At 44.5% G+C, this 14,556-nt stretch carries 16 protein-coding genes; 4 read left to right on the forward strand and 12 right to left on the reverse strand.

Annotated elements, in window-relative coordinates; translation table 11 throughout:
• Nucleotides 1-110: 110 nt before the first annotated feature.
• The 11 genes from dnaK to hrcA all read right to left on the reverse strand — a co-directional run bounded on the left by dnaK (nucleotide 111) and on the right by hrcA (nucleotide 9,170).
• Nucleotides 111-2,039, reverse strand: coding sequence for a molecular chaperone DnaK (gene dnaK / locus KKOR_RS12035; protein WP_015781410.1), 1,929 nt, complete (start codon nucleotides 2,037-2,039; stop codon nucleotides 111-113).
• A gap of 302 nt (nucleotides 2,040-2,341) precedes the next feature.
• The gene (locus tag KKOR_RS12040; protein ID WP_015781411.1) at nucleotides 2,342-2,623 is read right to left on the reverse strand and encodes a hypothetical protein; all 282 of its coding nucleotides are present in this window, start codon (nucleotides 2,621-2,623) and stop codon (nucleotides 2,342-2,344) included.
• Between the two features lie 57 nt (nucleotides 2,624-2,680).
• Nucleotides 2,681-2,956, reverse strand: a complete 276-nt coding sequence (locus KKOR_RS12045; protein ID WP_015781412.1) for a hypothetical protein — start codon at nucleotides 2,954-2,956, stop codon at nucleotides 2,681-2,683.
• Between the two features lie 381 nt (nucleotides 2,957-3,337).
• Entirely contained in the window at nucleotides 3,338-4,054 is a 717-nt protein-coding gene (locus tag KKOR_RS12050) for a YebC/PmpR family DNA-binding transcriptional regulator (protein WP_015781413.1), read from the reverse strand.
• Between the two features lie 91 nt (nucleotides 4,055-4,145).
• Nucleotides 4,146-4,673 (reverse strand): hypothetical protein, encoded by a 528-nt coding sequence (locus KKOR_RS12055; protein WP_015781414.1) that lies wholly within the window; start codon nucleotides 4,671-4,673, stop codon nucleotides 4,146-4,148.
• Between the two features lie 234 nt (nucleotides 4,674-4,907).
• On the reverse strand, nucleotides 4,908-5,231 hold the full coding sequence (locus KKOR_RS12060) for a hypothetical protein (protein WP_015781415.1): 324 nt from the start codon (nucleotides 5,229-5,231) through the stop codon (nucleotides 4,908-4,910).
• Nucleotides 5,232-5,322: 91 nt separating this feature from the next.
• Entirely contained in the window at nucleotides 5,323-5,553 is a 231-nt protein-coding gene (locus tag KKOR_RS12065; RefSeq protein ID WP_015781416.1) for a hypothetical protein, read from the reverse strand.
• Nucleotides 5,554-5,939: 386 nt separating this feature from the next.
• The gene (locus KKOR_RS12075) at nucleotides 5,940-6,275 is read right to left on the reverse strand and encodes a hypothetical protein (RefSeq protein WP_015781418.1); all 336 of its coding nucleotides are present in this window, start codon (nucleotides 6,273-6,275) and stop codon (nucleotides 5,940-5,942) included.
• A gap of 482 nt (nucleotides 6,276-6,757) precedes the next feature.
• A complete protein-coding gene (locus KKOR_RS12080) occupies nucleotides 6,758-7,405 on the reverse strand; it encodes a HutD/Ves family protein (RefSeq protein WP_015781420.1) in 648 nt (215 codons plus the stop codon).
• A 55-nt stretch (nucleotides 7,406-7,460) separates the two neighbouring features.
• Nucleotides 7,461-8,084 (reverse strand): nucleotide exchange factor GrpE, encoded by a 624-nt coding sequence (gene grpE, locus KKOR_RS12085; protein WP_015781421.1) that lies wholly within the window; start codon nucleotides 8,082-8,084, stop codon nucleotides 7,461-7,463.
• A 57-nt stretch (nucleotides 8,085-8,141) separates the two neighbouring features.
• A complete protein-coding gene (gene hrcA / locus KKOR_RS12090; protein ID WP_015781422.1) occupies nucleotides 8,142-9,170 on the reverse strand; it encodes a heat-inducible transcriptional repressor HrcA in 1,029 nt (342 codons plus the stop codon).
• A gap of 138 nt (nucleotides 9,171-9,308) precedes the next feature.
• Between hrcA and nadK the strand changes: the two genes are divergently transcribed.
• Both nadK and recN read left to right on the forward strand, forming a co-directional pair.
• On the forward strand, nucleotides 9,309-10,184 hold the full coding sequence (nadK, locus tag KKOR_RS12095) for an NAD(+) kinase (RefSeq protein WP_015781423.1): 876 nt from the start codon (nucleotides 9,309-9,311) through the stop codon (nucleotides 10,182-10,184).
• A gap of 41 nt (nucleotides 10,185-10,225) precedes the next feature.
• On the forward strand, nucleotides 10,226-11,884 hold the full coding sequence (gene recN, locus KKOR_RS12100) for a DNA repair protein RecN (protein WP_015781424.1): 1,659 nt from the start codon (nucleotides 10,226-10,228) through the stop codon (nucleotides 11,882-11,884).
• Between the two features lie 40 nt (nucleotides 11,885-11,924).
• Here recN and KKOR_RS12105 read toward each other — a convergent pair whose 3' ends face one another.
• Complete coding sequence (locus KKOR_RS12105) at nucleotides 11,925-12,692, reverse strand: hypothetical protein (protein ID WP_015781425.1); 768 nt, start codon at nucleotides 12,690-12,692, stop codon at nucleotides 11,925-11,927.
• A gap of 221 nt (nucleotides 12,693-12,913) precedes the next feature.
• Between KKOR_RS12105 and KKOR_RS12110 the strand changes: the two genes are divergently transcribed.
• A complete protein-coding gene (locus tag KKOR_RS12110; RefSeq protein WP_015781426.1) occupies nucleotides 12,914-13,720 on the forward strand; it encodes a sulfite exporter TauE/SafE family protein in 807 nt (268 codons plus the stop codon).
• 21 nt (nucleotides 13,721-13,741) lie between these two features.
• On the forward strand, nucleotides 13,742-14,536 hold the full coding sequence (lgt, locus tag KKOR_RS12115) for a prolipoprotein diacylglyceryl transferase (RefSeq protein WP_015781427.1): 795 nt from the start codon (nucleotides 13,742-13,744) through the stop codon (nucleotides 14,534-14,536).
• Nucleotides 14,537-14,556: the final 20 nt, after the last annotated feature.

Genomic DNA, 14,556 nt, shown 5'->3' on the forward strand with positions numbered 1-14,556 from the left:
TACAGCAAACGCAGGACGGTATCCCAAAGGACCCTATCCTGCGTTATCGTTTCGTTACTTTACTTTGCTAGACTCCAACAAAGTCAGAAGCAAAAAGGGCTAGTTAGAGCTTATTGCTTTTTATCTTCGTCTTTAACTTCAGTAAATTCCGCGTCGACCACATCATCAGCAGCGCCTTGACCTTGCGCCTGCTCACCACCAGCCTGCTGGCCAGCTTCTGCCTGCGCGTTAGCATACATACGCTCTGCTAACTTGGCTGATGCCTGACTTAAGGCTTCAGTTTTGGCTTTGATGTCTTCGATTTCATTGCCTTTAATCGCTTCTTCCAGCTCATTAGCAGCTGTTTCGATAGCTTCTTTTTCACCGTCTTCGAAAGTGATGTTCTCATCTTTTAGCGATTTACGAGTTGCGTGTACCAAACCATCAGCCTGGTTACGCGCTTCGACTAGCTCCTGGAACTTCTTATCTTCTTCAGCATGCGCCTCGGCATCTTTAATCATTTGATCAACTTCTTCGTCGCTCAAACCTGAAGAGGCTTTAATCTGAATCGATTGCTCTTTGCCAGTCGCTTTATCTTTCGCAGATACGTGCATAATACCGTTCGCATCAATATCGAAAGTCACTTCAATTTGTGGCATACCGCGTGGCGCAGGTGGAATGTCTGCCAGGTCAAAACGACCAAGTGACTTATTCTCTGAAGCCATTTTACGCTCACCCTGTAGCACGTGAACGGTTACCGCAGTTTGGTTATCATCTGCAGTTGAGAAAGTTTGCGATGCCTTAGTAGGAATCGTGGTATTTTTCTCAATTAGCGGAGTCATCACGCCGCCCATGGTTTCGATACCGAGCGATAATGGTGTAACGTCCAGTAGCAATACGTCTTTAACATCACCTGACAATACCGCACCTTGAATTGCAGCACCGACTGCAACCGCTTCGTCTGGGTTAACGTCTTTACGTGGTTCTTTGCCGAAGAAACCAGCAACGGCTTCTTGAACTTTAGGCATACGGGTTTGACCACCCACTAGAATCACATCATTAATTTCTGAGGTTGAAAGACCTGCATCTTTAAGCGCCTGCTTAACTGGCTCCATGCTGCGCTCAATCAAGTCTTCAACTAGCGCTTCTAATTTAGCGCGAGTCAATTTCAAGTTTAAGTGCTTAGGACCTGTTGCATCGGCTGTGATGTAAGGCAGATTGACTTCAGTTTGCGTGCTTGAAGACAATTCAATCTTAGCTTTCTCGCCCGCTTCTTTTAAACGCTGCATGGCTAAAGCATCGCCTTTCAGGTCGATACCTGAGTCTTTCTTGAACTCAGCTGCCAAATATTCGATAACGCGCATATCGAAATCTTCACCACCGAGGAATGTATCACCGTTAGTCGACAATACTTCGAAGGTGTGTTCGCCATCGACTTCAGCGATTTCGATGATAGAGATATCGAAAGTACCACCACCTAAGTCATAAACCGCAATAGTGCGATCACCGCGTTCTTTGTCCATGCCATAGGCAAGGGCAGCCGCAGTTGGCTCGTTGATAATACGCTTCACATCAAGACCCGCGATACGGCCAGCGTCTTTAGTAGCCTGACGTTGTGAGTCGTTGAAATAGGCAGGAACCGTGATAACCGCTTCCTTAACTTCTTCGCCCAGGAAATCTTCCGCTGTTTTCTTCATTTTCTTAAGAACTTCAGCAGAAATCTGTGGCGGAGCCATTTTCTTACCATTAGCTTCAACCCAGGCATCGCCATTATCAGCTTCGATAATGTTGTATGGCACCATACCTCTGTCTTTTTGAACGACGTCGTCTTTAAACTTACGACCGATCAAACGCTTAATAGCGTACAGAGTATTTTGCGGGTTGGTTACTGCCTGACGCTTCGCTGATTGGCCGACCAAAGTCTCGCCATCAGTAAAGGCAATAATAGAAGGGGTTGTACGCGTACCTTCAGAATTCTCGATAACGCGCGGCTTATCGCCGTCCATAACGGCGACACATGAATTTGTTGTACCTAAATCAATACCAATAATTTTGGCCATCTTACTACTCCAAAAATAACGTTAAAACTTGCTTGAAACATATATGGGGGGCGGGTTTTGGAGATCAACCCCTTGAACTTACTTTTTTTGGGGTTAATGGTTAATCACTAAAGCAGAATGGTATTTCGACCAACCCACCGAATATCAGGCTATATTGGTTTTAGGATCCAAATTTCAAGTGTGGAGAGGGATTGCGACTGGGAATGATAAAAAAAGCCGGCCCGAAGGCCAGCTTTTTAGACTTTTAAAGAAACCTCTAGCTAGGAGAGGCTCATGCTAAGCATGAATCTAAGGTTTCTTTATTAGCTACCGCGACAAGCTTGACGCGCCTTAGTCTTAACTTCCTGAACTTTTGCTGCATCGCCATTGCTCTCAGCTTCGACTATCGCTTCATAGTCAGTATTGTCGACGATACACTCGCAAGTTTTTTGCTGCTTCTCACGAACTTCTTCAGGTAACTGCTTAGCTTTTGCCTCACAGGTTTGTAGATCTTGCTGCTTTTTACTGTCAGCTTCATTTGCGTAAGATGTACCAGCTATAACAAGACCAATAACTGCACTTAGTGCTAATAGTTTCTTTTTCATGATAATCACCTTTTACATTTTAAAAGTATATGAGTGGGGGATAAGAGTTTTCCTTAATTATTCAGTACAAGCTTCTTTTGCTTCCTGCTTAATTTTCTGGATTTTCGCTAAGTCACCTTTTTTCTTAGCTTCGGCCAGCGCTTCATAGTCAGTATTGTCGATTTCGCACTCACATGACTTTTCAGCTTGCTGTCCTTTCTGATTGGCCTTTTGCTGTGTTTGTGCTTCACATGCACGCACATCTTGCTGTTTCAAAACATCTGCATCACCTGCATACGCAGCACCAGTTGCCAGACCAAAAATCACACTTAGAACCACAATTGACTTCTTCATAATGTTTCTCCTTTTGTCACAAGTGGAGTTATGTTTTAGCACGCAGAAAATTCAAGAAACACGATTCAGTTCACACTCAATTATTTGTAAGCCCAAGTTTATTGATTTGTTATTTTTATGTGAAAAGAGGCACTACGTTTATGGCTACCAATTGTCACAATGCATGCCAACTCAACCACAACAAAACTCAGGATAACCGATTGATTATAAAGATATTTTTATTGTAAAAAATGTTTGCTCTGTATACTTTGTCACGATTTTAAAGCGAACTTTTTTAGACGGGAACCTCTACCAATTAGCGAGGTCATAACGGGGATAAAAAAACCTCTTTAAGGCTCCAACACTTAAAGAGGTTTGATATAACAATGGCTAAAACGGGAGCTAATATTCTGCGCTGTGATAAACGTTCTGCACATCATCCTGGTCGTTAGCCATTTCTAAAAATTTCTCGAACATTTCCAGATCTTCGCCTGAAATCGGGGTCATAACTTTTGGTACAAATTGAATTTCGTCTACTTCGAATTCGATGTCTCCAAAATGCTCTTGCAGAGCCTGGCTGGCTTTGAAGTAGTCGGTTTGAGGAGCGAAGACCGTAATTTTGCCGTCTTCATGCTCAATGTCGGTGACGTCTACATCCGCCATCATTAAGGCCTCAAGAGCACCTTCTTCATCATCGCTTTTAAAGACGAAAATCGCACTGTGATCGAACATATGCATGACGCTGCCTTCGTTGCCAATCTTCGATTTGGTTTTAACAAAACACTGGCGTACCTCACCAAAAGTACGATTTGGATTGTCGGTCAGGCATTCAACAATCACCATCACATTACCCGGTGCATAACCTTCGTATCGAGCAACTGCAAAGTCTTCGCCGGCACCGCCTTGCGCCTTATCCAGAGCTTTCTGGATAACGTGCGCTGGCACCTGATCGCGCTTGGCGCGCTCCATCAAGCTGCGTAACGCCAAATTACTTTCGGGCTCTGCTCCGCCCTGCTTGGCGCAAACATAGATTTCGCGGCTGTATTTACTGTAAACCCGGGCATTTTGATCCGAGGTTTTGGCCATAGACTCTTTGCGGTTCTGGAAAGCGCGTCCCATAGGATTCTCTCTCAATAAAATGTGATGAATAAATAAGCGGAGTATTGTATTAGGGTTTAGGAAAATTGGGAAATATTAATATAACTCCCGTTTATTCACTCTGTGGTTTTTGTTGCTTCTGTTTATATAGGCCATCAAATATCGTCTTCCATTGCTCACCCCCATCCTGCGACACCTGCCAGACCTGGCGTACATGCTCTTCCTCCTGTGTCCAACGGATACGATTCAAAAGCTTACCCTTGTCACTCTGGGTTTCCCCAGTCAGCTCCATAGCGCCATCCTTAAAACCACCTTCAAGCCTTAACAAGGTTCCAGTATTGTCTACCCAGCTCTGGTGCCATACCCCACGAGAAGCATCATAAATGTTGTAACTATTGCCACGGAATGCGCCTTCACTGTGCCAGTTCTCATGCAAAGCACAGCCATCCAGCACCTGAGTGATCGTATTTTCGCCCACCTTCTGACCTTCAGGGTTGAACACCTCCCACTCCCCAATCCAGAAATCAAATTGCCGATGCTCCTTGCTCGAGCAACTTGGAGGTGGTACCGGATCGGCAGCAACAGCGACACCACAAAAGCAAATGGCAAGCAGTAAAATAAAGCGAACGAATGACATCATGATAGACAACCCTTTAATAACGATAACCCTATTTCTACCCACCGCAACAGATACTGTCAATGACATATTGAGTGGGCACAAAAAAAGCGAGCCAGAGGTCCGCCTTCAGTTTCAATTGACCCTTGTTGGGTTACGGATTAATAGTTTATGGGGAGCCGTCAGACTCTGACCCCATTAATTCAACAGCTTTAAGATTATTTTAATGATTGACATGAATGCACCTTCGGCAGTGAATTAATTCCATACAATTATTGGCTCGCCTGGTATTTCAAGCACTAAAGCTTCTGGTCCATTATAAGATTCATCATCTAAAAAAACTTTTATTGATATTTTATCATCAAATAAAAACTCTATGGATTTATCGCTTTCGTTTACTTCTAATAAATACTTACCTAATATAGTATCTTTGAAATCGTTTATATTTGAGGGCTGTGTTTGCCTTTCATTATGTATAGCTAATCCAATACCGCCTTTAAAGCCAAAATAAATACTTTCCCCATCAAACTCAAAATCAACCACTGTATTATTTATTATTTTATCTATCCCTATTGATCGCATTGCTATCCTCTATTTTTAGCTTATTGGGAAATGAAATCAATTGGATATAAGAACAAGGTGCATCAAGACGCGTCTTGCGCTTAAACTTCAATCACTCACTTCTGGGCCTTAATAGTTTAACTTCTTTTAATTCAACATAATGAATTAATCCGGATTCTTCGGAGTCAACTAATATTCCTGTCTTCAAATATTCCCAATCTTTTTGCTTATACATATCTGAATATATTGAGCCAGAAATGTTACAAACAACAGTGCCGCGAACACCATCTGACCACTCTACAAAATCACCTATTTTCAAAACCTTTCCGTGAGCATATTCCATACTTTACTCTGACCCCATTAATTCCTATTAATTTTCTGCATTAATTCTTGTTTTTTAATTATTTCTTATTAAGCATAACTAAAAGTATTATACTAATTATAATTAAAAAGAGATAAATTCCCGACGTCATAAAGAATTCAATGGGACTGTTTTCGTATAAAATACGACGCCCCCTACGAGTTGTAATCTCTAATGTAATCAAAGCAGAAATTACTTTAAAGGAACTAATACCAAAAAGCCCTAGTGCAAGGATAGAGCCGATTATTTTTGAACTATTATGGGCAGCCACAATTTTCCTCTTCATAGCCATTAAAGATTTCAAAAGTTACATTAATAGGCTTCTCACTCTGATCCCATTAATTCACGCTTACTCTAAATCCCAAAGACTAATAGTTTGATACGATGTCATATAATATCAAGCTATCAAGAAACAGCGCTAATGTTGATGAAATCAGAATAAAAGACACCTTTGATTCTTTTTTAAGAAGTTTACTTAACGAAAATGGTAAAGCGATAAGTAATATAACTAGCACAATAAAGGTTTGCTCCCACCAAAGTGCATCATAACTAGCTTCACCATCAAGTCCGAACCAAGTGGCAATGTAATTACCTGGAGCCCAAACATCGTGTGACATAGACAGATTAAACCAAATACTCCCTATCATCAGCGATAACAATGCCAATAGACTAGCAATAACAAGGCTCATAAATATTTTTTTCATATTACTTCCCAGGAATTAATGGGGTCAGAGTACATTTTATTCTTCTTTGTTCTTCCCGCTGCTCACAGAGTTAATTCTTACTTGGGGCAACCTTCTTATCCTCGAAGAGTCACTTTCAATCTTAAAAGAATGTATGTATAGCATATAACTGCACTAATAAGGGTAGTAGCCAACCCAAGGTAGAGTATCTCAATACATTAACGTATTGCAGAATATTTTCAGCTAGAACATAAGAAATGGGTAAAGTGAGATAAAATACAATATAAGCCTGAAGTTGAACCAGTCCCCTGTTTGAGGTTAGCTTAGAACCACAGCTCTGGCACTCAAATTCATTGACAATCCCATTGAACTTTAATCTTGCTGAGCAAGATGGACACTCAAATTTAATCATCACACTTCCATCCTTAGGTTTATGTACTCGGACTTCATTAACTCCCAAGTCGCGGTGCTTTACAGGTGCGCCCTGCTTGAAGGGCCGATGTTTACTCCTCTGCGGGATTGGTGCAAACTTTTTTCAATGCAACCACAATGGCTCGTTTGCCATCAACATCAATTAATGGCTTGGTTGAGAGGGATATCTTCGGTTCTATTTTTAGTAAACTACCTGACTCTAACAGTATGTTTTCTGTAGCGATTTCTTGTTGAGAACCACTCACTTGGCAATCGCCATTAACCGAATAGACAAAATTAATATCCGCTAGTGGAAAGCCTTCTATCGAACCATTATCCGCAATCACCTTTATCTTAACTTCAAAAGCACCCTGCTTCACCATCAGGTTAAAGTCAGTGATAGGACCATCAGTTAAAGTAGCGTTAGTTGTCAAGCCACCATCGAAAGTGGCTAAATCTAAGGGGGCTAACAAACGGTGAGAGCTTACCCTTTCAGTATTATCAGTCTTAGAGCTGGGCTGATGGGTAAGTTTGATGCCATTTCCGGTAAGTAAAAATAGATAGCGTTGTATACCTGTAAAGTTTGAAAAAGCGCCATCTTCAGTCACTCCCGCAATGCTCAATCGCCAGTCAAAGTCGTTTACATCTCCACCGTCACTAATTGCTAATTCAGTGGTCATTCCTTTGCCATTTTTCCAAGAGATCTGCTTGAACCGTTGGGGAGGTATTATAGTAAACAATCAACTAACCTTAGTGTCTATTTCAGTAGCTAAATCTGACCAGAAAGTTAGTCAACTACTGAGCGACAACAACTCGCGCTGGACGAATCAAGCGTCCATTCAAGGTGTAGCCTTTCTGGAAGACGTCGATCACGGTATTGGATTCATGCTCCGGGCTTTGCACCATGGTCATGGCTTCGTGCAGTTGCGGATCGAATACTTCTTCTAGCGGATTGAGTTGTTCAACGCCAAACTTCTCAAGAGTGGACAATGTCATTTTCAGGGTTAATTCCATACCATCCTGAATCGCTTTGCTTTCTTCGCTTTCTGCTTTTAGTTGCAGACCTTGTTCGATACTGTCAACCACGGCCAGCAGTTCAACGGCAAATTTCTCAATCGCGTATTTGCGTGCGCTTACCACATCATTCTCAGAGCGACGGCGAATGTTTTCGGCTTCGGCTTTGGTGCGAAGGGCTAAGTCTTTATTCTCGGCAGCTTCCTGACGCGCGGCTTCCAGCTCAGCTTCAAGCTCTGCAAATTTACGGTCTTCTTCAGTCATATCTTCAAATACCTGGCCTGGATCCACCTCAGATTGCTCAGCATCATTCTGTTCTGTTTCTGCGGCCTCTTGTTCAACCGCATTTTTGATTTCTTCAATCTTGTCTTCAACCGATTGATTTTTATTGTCTTTTTCAGACATTAGCACTCTCTCCGATCTGCATTCATTAAATTGGTAAACTGGCCGATATATTAGGGTTTAGCTATCCTTTTTCAAGGCTGAGCTGATTAATTTGGCGGTAATATCAACCATTGGAATCACTTTATCGTAGGCCATACGCGTCGGCCCAACAACTGCCAATACGCCCACCGCTTTGCCGTCGATGGAATAAGGCGCACCGACTACGCTGCATTGGGAGAAGCCTTCATAACCGGACTCTTCGCCAATAAACAGTTGTACGCCATCGGCACTCAGGCATTTATCGAGCAAGGTCAGCATTTGTGTTTTTTCGGCAAAGGCATCAAACACCGATTTCAGATCCGATATGTCACCACCATAGTTCAACAGTTGCGAACGGCCCGTGACCTGCACCTCATCATCATTATCGTCTTTGGAAAAACCTTTCTCGGCCACTTCCATCATGGAGGCCATCATTGCATCCATCTGCGCACGGTCACTTTTCAATTCCTGCAACAACTCTTGGCGCACCGCATTCAGCTCTTTGCCAGCAAAATGATGGTTCACATAATTGGACGCCTGCTGCAGCTCATCGCGTGAGACTTCTGAGTCCAGTTGAATAACCCGGTTTTGCACTTCGCCATCATCTAAAATAAGAATCACCAGAATCTTGTTTTGCGATAAGGGCAAAAACTCAACGTGCTTAACGCGCGTCACGTCACGACTGGGCACTCGAATCAGACCCGCCATATTGGTCATGTTAGAAAGCATTCGGCTGACGCTGGCCAGCATTTCGCCGGTTTCCGAGGCGCGTCCCAATTGCTGCTGCAACTGCTGCAAATAGACTTCTTCAACATTAGAGATCGTCAGCAATTGATCGACGAACACCCTAACGCCTTGCGCGGTTGGAATTCGTCCAGCGGACGTATGCGGTGCGGTCAACAAACCCATCGCTTCCAGATCCTGCATCACATTACGCACCGTCGCCGGGCTGACTGTCAGCCCCGTTTGCTCCAATAGCTTTTTCGAGCCCACAGGCTGGCCGGTGGCAATGTAGGATTCCACCAGGGCTTTCATCAGAGTTTGTGCGCGTTGGTCAAATTTGGTCATAGTTCATCTTAACAATTTGGCGTCAATCTAGCCCGCGATTCGATAAAACCACAAATTATGGCAGACGACTTGCCTATTTGCTCTATATATTCTTAAATGTGGTTCAATATGACAATTACAAGTAGTTAACCACTAATCATGCCGTCACACCTGAATTTTGCAACTGTTGGCATCATGGGCAAGCCCAAACACCACGAAGTTGGCGAGACCATTGTCACCTTATTTACCTTCCTGCAACAGGAAAACTATTCCGTGTTGGTCGAAGAGGCGGTTGCAAAAGATCTCGATATCCCTGATACAGTGCAGTGCGACTGGCAAACGCTAGGCGAAGAGTGCGATCTGATCATTGTGGTTGGCGGTGATGGCAGCATGCTCTATGCCTCACGCCTGATGGCTCAATACAATAAGCCCCTGCTGGGCGTCAATCGCGGTTACTTAGGCTTCTTAACGGATATTCAGCCGCAACAGGTGACTGAAAAAGTCAGCGAAATTCTGGCCGGAGACTTCACCGAAGAGCGACGCTTTTTGCTGGAAGCCAATATCGATGGCGATGACCGCTCGAGCGATGCGCTGAATGACATTGTGCTTTATCCCGGTGAGATTTCGCGCATGATTGAGTTCGAGGTCTATATCGACAACTCATTTGTTTACAGCGCCCGCGGCGATGGTCTGATTATTTCAACACCGACCGGATCGACCGCCTATTCGCTATCCGCTGGCGGCCCTATTCTTTCGCCATCCATTAACGCCATCACTCTAGTGCCGATGTTCCCACACACCTTATCCAGCCGCCCCATCGCCATTGATGCCGACAGCAAGGTGGATATTGTGTTCAGCAACAGCAATCCCAACGAAGCGCGCTTAAGTTGCGATGGCCAGGTCCGTTTCCCGGTGCAACCCGGCGAAAAAATCTGTGTCCGGAAACGCAAACAGGACTTGTGGTTATTACACCCAAAAGATTATGATTACTTCCGCTTATTAAGAACCAAATTAGGCTGGGGCTCAAAGCTCTAAGCTGGCCTCCAGTCCAAACCACTAAGAACCTATAACCACTTATGCTAACCAGTATTCACATCAAAGATTTCGCGATTATCGATCAACTGGATCTCGACCTGAAATCCGGCATGACTGTTATTACCGGTGAAACCGGCGCTGGTAAATCGATTATGGTCGACGCCTTGTCTTATGCGCTGGGCGAGCGTGCCGATAGTAATGTGGTCCGCAATGGCGCCAAGCGAGCGGAAATCAGCGCCTATTTTGATATCAAGCAATTGCCGCACGTCAAAGACTGGTTAGACGAACAGATGCTGGATGATGACGACCATTGTATTTTGCGTCGCGTGATTAACCACGATGGCCGCTCTAAAGCTTTTGTTAATGGCCAGCCAGTGAACTTGGCGCAAGTTTCCGAACTGGGTGATTTTCTGGTCGATATTCACGGCCAACATGAGCATCAATCGCTGTTCAAACCGCAAGTGCATTTGCAGTTGCTGGACCGTTATGCGGGACTGACCGAGCAAAGCGCGGAGCTTAGCAAAGTGGCCGCGAAAATCGGCTCCATTTCTTCCAAGCTCAAAGCCTTTCAAAGCGCCTTAAAAGATAAAAATGACCGCAAGGATCTGATCAGCTTTCAGTTACAGGAACTAGAACAGGCGCCGATTGATAAAGCCAACGATATTGAGCAAGAACATAAGCGCGCGGCCAATGCCAGTCGCCTGCTGGAAAAAGGTCAACAGAGTCTCGCTGCTCTGAGCGAAGATGAAGATACCATTTCCTCCAACCTGGGTCGCATTGTTCATACCATCAGTGACATGCTGGCAGTCGATGAAGGCTTAAAGAATACTCATGACTTATTACAATCCGCTTTGGTAGAAATTGACGAAGCCAGTCATGAACTGCGCGATTATCTGGAAGGTCTTGATATCGACCCACAGGCCTATCATGAACTGGATCAGCAAATTTCACTGTTACATGACTTGGCGCGCAAGCATCAGGTCAGCATGGAAGAGCTGCCGCAAACCTTGCAAGAGTTGCAACAGGAGCTGGAAAACCTGGAAGGAGACGAACAAACCTTTGATGACCTTGAAAAAGAACTGGCAAAACTTGAAAAACAGTATCTTGAACTGGCCAAAACCCTGAGCACTAAACGCCAAGCGGCAGCCAAAAAACTCAATCAGGAAGTGGTTAAGTTGATGCAACAGCTTGGTCTAGGTAATGGTGTTTTTGAAGTGGCCTTTAATCAGCAGGATGCCAGTGCCCATAAAAGTACCGGTCTGGAAACTGCAGAATTCATGGTCAGCACCAATCCCGGTCAAAAACCGATGCCATTGCGCAAAATCGCATCCGGTGGCGAGCTGTCGCGTATCAGTTTAGCGCTACAAGTCATCAACGCTCAGACCACCCAATTACCTACTTTGATATTTGATGAAGTCGATGTTGGCATTGGCGGCGGAACCGCCGAAATTGTCGGTAAATTATTAGCCGAGCTTGGTAGCAAAGCACAGATCTTGTGTGTAACCCACCAGGCCCAGGTCGCCGCCCAAGGCCACCACCACCTGCAGGTCAGCAAATCACAAGACAAGAAAGCGACTCAGACACAACTGCTGGAAATCACCGAAGTTCAACGCATCGAAGAAATTGCCCGCATGATTGGCGGCGTTGAAATCACCGAAACGATTCGACAGCACGCCAAGGAGCTGTTGAAATCAGCATAAAAAAAGAGCGGAAACTCCGCTCTTTTTTTGAATCTCCACTTTATTTTTTTGCCGGTATGGAAAGTTCTGGGTGATGACGATAGATGTTATATTTAGTCTTTGTGTAGACTTTACTGAACCGATCAAATATCTCATCAACTTTCTCTTCGGAACCTAAGTGTTTTTCGGCAAGATCACCAAAGCTAGGCTCAGGTGGTTGCATATCTGCAAAGTTTTTAAAAGGGAAAGCCAATTGGAGCTCGTTTGCGCCAGTAATATTATAAGTCCAGCCCCAACTCCGATCCCACTTGATATCCTTTGCCAGCTTGCTGATTTCCTTAACTGAATCACTAGCATTTCCGCCTGGTATCAAATGATAGGAACGAACCCCCACAAACTGGTAGCTTTCACCTTCTTTCCAATGACTATTTTCCATATCCACCCAACTGTAGTGATGGGAGTAGTGCTCAACGTACTTTCCCGCACCCTTTTCCCAGTCAGACATCACTTTTGAATCATCCGCCCACTTATCATAGGCATCTTGATCGGCCCATTTAAAACAACAGTACCTAATAATATATCGATTAAAATGAGATCCTGTGTGAGGCGTATAGACTTGCCAGCTTCGTGTATCGCCAGCTTTTTGACGCGCTTTAATGTGCGATTTGAAGGCAGCTTCGAAATCTTTTTCCGAGCCCGGTTTAACCTCCATTGTCCACATGCTAACCAGCGCAGGAGGCTTTTCTTCCGCTGCAAACACGGTTAATGGATTAAGGAATAAGCAAAACAGCGCGATGATCGCTATCTTTATGAGAGAGTGCTTGTACATGGTAAAACTCCTTATTAGTAGTTAAGTCCATCCCCAGACAAGCACAAGCGGTAGGTGCTAAATCAGCCCCTAAGTACCAATTAGCATACCCACAGCTGTACAAAAATCAATCAATTTCAATCTATTTTACAATCCCTTGGTAACTCACAACTCTTTGCCTATCCCCCCGCCATTCGTCATAATGCCTTGCAAAGAAATCCAACCACTAACTGATCGCTTGCATGCCAATTGAACCTTACTTTTTACTGCTCTTGCTGGCGCTAGGCCTTTTGAATGGCATTCTTGCCGGTTTATTCGGTATTGGTGGTGGTTTGGTGATTGTGCCAGCCATGGTCTGGCTGTTACCGCAAATTGACGTGCCGGATCAGCACATTATGCATATGGCGTTAGCCACTTCGATGGCTACCATCTGCTTTATCGCTGTCTCGTCCGCCTTAGCGCACTATCGTCGTGGCTCGGTTTCCATTCGATTATTGAAATTGTTAGTGCCAGGCATCATGGTTGGCTCCTTGTTGGGCTCCTATTTAGCTAAGCTGATGAATACCGAGTGGCTGGCCTGGATTTTTGGCTTTTTCTCGATATTGATGGGCCTGCGCATGATGATCGATAAATTACCTGTGGCTAAAGGTGAACGCCTGCATTGGCAGCAAGCCACGCCCAGCGCCGTAGTCATGGGCGCTTTGTCATCATTAGTCGGCATTGGTGGTGGCAGTCTGGTAGTTCCCTACCTGCTGTTTCATAAAGAAAAACTGGTGTTGTCGATTGGTACCGCAGCGGCTTGCGGTTTACCCTTGGCGGTGATGGCTGCGGTGGGCTATATTTTATTGGGCTGGAATGTGCAAGGATTGCCTGATTATCACTTGGGCTATGTTTATCTGCCTGCTATGATTGCGATTGCCGTCGGCTCCATCGTGACCGCGCCTTTTGGCGCCTACCTGGCGCACCGCTTGCCAACCAAGGTTATTAAACGATTTTTTGCCTTATTGTTAATCATCGTTGGCATCAAAATTATTACAGAATACTTATAAAACAAATTGTTAGAGAGATAAATGAACTTACCGACTATTGACCCGATTATTTTTGAAATAGGCCCTATTGCGCTGCGTTGGTATGGTCTGATGTATTTGTTGGGCTTTATTACGGCCTGGATGCTAGGTAACTATCGCGCCACTCGCCCCAATTCTGGCTGGACTAAAGATCAGGTTGCTGACTTTCTATTCTATGCCTTTATCGGTGTCATTATTGGTGGTCGCATCGGCTATGTGCTGTTTTATGGTCTCGAGTGGTGGAAACAAGATTTCTGGTATCTATTCAAAATCTGGGAAGGCGGCATGTCTTTCCACGGTGGTATGCTTGGAGTTGCCGGTGGTGCCTGGTATTTCGCTCGCAAAAGCAAAAAATCTTTCTTTGAAGTAACCGACTTCATTATTCCTCTGGTACCGCTTGGTTTAATGTTTGGCCGTATTGGCAACTTTATCAATGGTGAGTTGTGGGGGCGCGAAGCAAGTGCCGACTTCTTCCTTGCCATGCGCTTCCCCAGCGACCAACTTGGTTTATTGCGCCACCCATCTCAATTATACGAAGCGCTATTTGAAGGTTTAGTATTATTTATTATTGTGTGGTTCTATTCAGCCAAGCCACGCCCACGTATGGCGGTGTCCGGTTTATTCCTGCTAGGCTATGGAACGGCGCGTTTCGCAATAGAATTTTTCCGCGAGCCGGATGCCCATCTGGGTGAAATTATTTCCTGGCTCACCATGGGGCAAGTGCTCAGCGCACCAATGATTATTGGTGGCTTAATCTTAATGGTAATGGCATATAGCAAACCAAAGAAACAGGCTTAATTAATTTGTTAGTAATTGAC

It is taken from the genome of Kangiella koreensis DSM 16069 (assembly GCF_000024085.1).
Lineage (GTDB): Bacteria > Pseudomonadota > Gammaproteobacteria > Enterobacterales > Kangiellaceae > Kangiella > Kangiella koreensis.

What these genes read in the sequence shown, in the direction of transcription:
- KKOR_RS12065 (WP_015781416.1), bottom strand. Translation starts at nt 5,553, where the DNA reads ATGGAATATGCTCACGGAAAGGTTTTGAAAATAGGTGATTTTGTAGAG.
- lgt (WP_015781427.1), top strand. Translation starts at nt 13,742, where the DNA reads ATGAACTTACCGACTATTGACCCGATTATTTTTGAAATAGGCCCTATT.
- KKOR_RS12040 (WP_015781411.1), bottom strand. Translation starts at nt 2,623, where the DNA reads ATGAAAAAGAAACTATTAGCACTAAGTGCAGTTATTGGTCTTGTTATA.
- hrcA (WP_015781422.1), bottom strand. Translation starts at nt 9,170, where the DNA reads ATGACCAAATTTGACCAACGCGCACAAACTCTGATGAAAGCCCTGGTG.
- KKOR_RS12105 (WP_015781425.1), bottom strand. Translation starts at nt 12,692, where the DNA reads ATGTACAAGCACTCTCTCATAAAGATAGCGATCATCGCGCTGTTTTGC.
- KKOR_RS12060 (WP_015781415.1), bottom strand. Translation starts at nt 5,231, where the DNA reads ATGCGATCAATAGGGATAGATAAAATAATAAATAATACAGTGGTTGAT.
- dnaK (WP_015781410.1), bottom strand. Translation starts at nt 2,039, where the DNA reads ATGGCCAAAATTATTGGTATTGATTTAGGTACAACAAATTCATGTGTC.
- recN (WP_015781424.1), top strand. Translation starts at nt 10,226, where the DNA reads ATGCTAACCAGTATTCACATCAAAGATTTCGCGATTATCGATCAACTG.
- KKOR_RS12045 (WP_015781412.1), bottom strand. Translation starts at nt 2,956, where the DNA reads ATGAAGAAGTCAATTGTGGTTCTAAGTGTGATTTTTGGTCTGGCAACT.
- KKOR_RS12110 (WP_015781426.1), top strand. Translation starts at nt 12,914, where the DNA reads ATGCCAATTGAACCTTACTTTTTACTGCTCTTGCTGGCGCTAGGCCTT.
- KKOR_RS12050 (WP_015781413.1), bottom strand. Translation starts at nt 4,054, where the DNA reads ATGGGACGCGCTTTCCAGAACCGCAAAGAGTCTATGGCCAAAACCTCG.
- nadK (WP_015781423.1), top strand. Translation starts at nt 9,309, where the DNA reads ATGCCGTCACACCTGAATTTTGCAACTGTTGGCATCATGGGCAAGCCC.
- KKOR_RS12075 (WP_015781418.1), bottom strand. Translation starts at nt 6,275, where the DNA reads ATGAAAAAAATATTTATGAGCCTTGTTATTGCTAGTCTATTGGCATTG.
- grpE (WP_015781421.1), bottom strand. Translation starts at nt 8,084, where the DNA reads ATGTCTGAAAAAGACAATAAAAATCAATCGGTTGAAGACAAGATTGAA.
- KKOR_RS12055 (WP_015781414.1), bottom strand. Translation starts at nt 4,673, where the DNA reads ATGATGTCATTCGTTCGCTTTATTTTACTGCTTGCCATTTGCTTTTGT.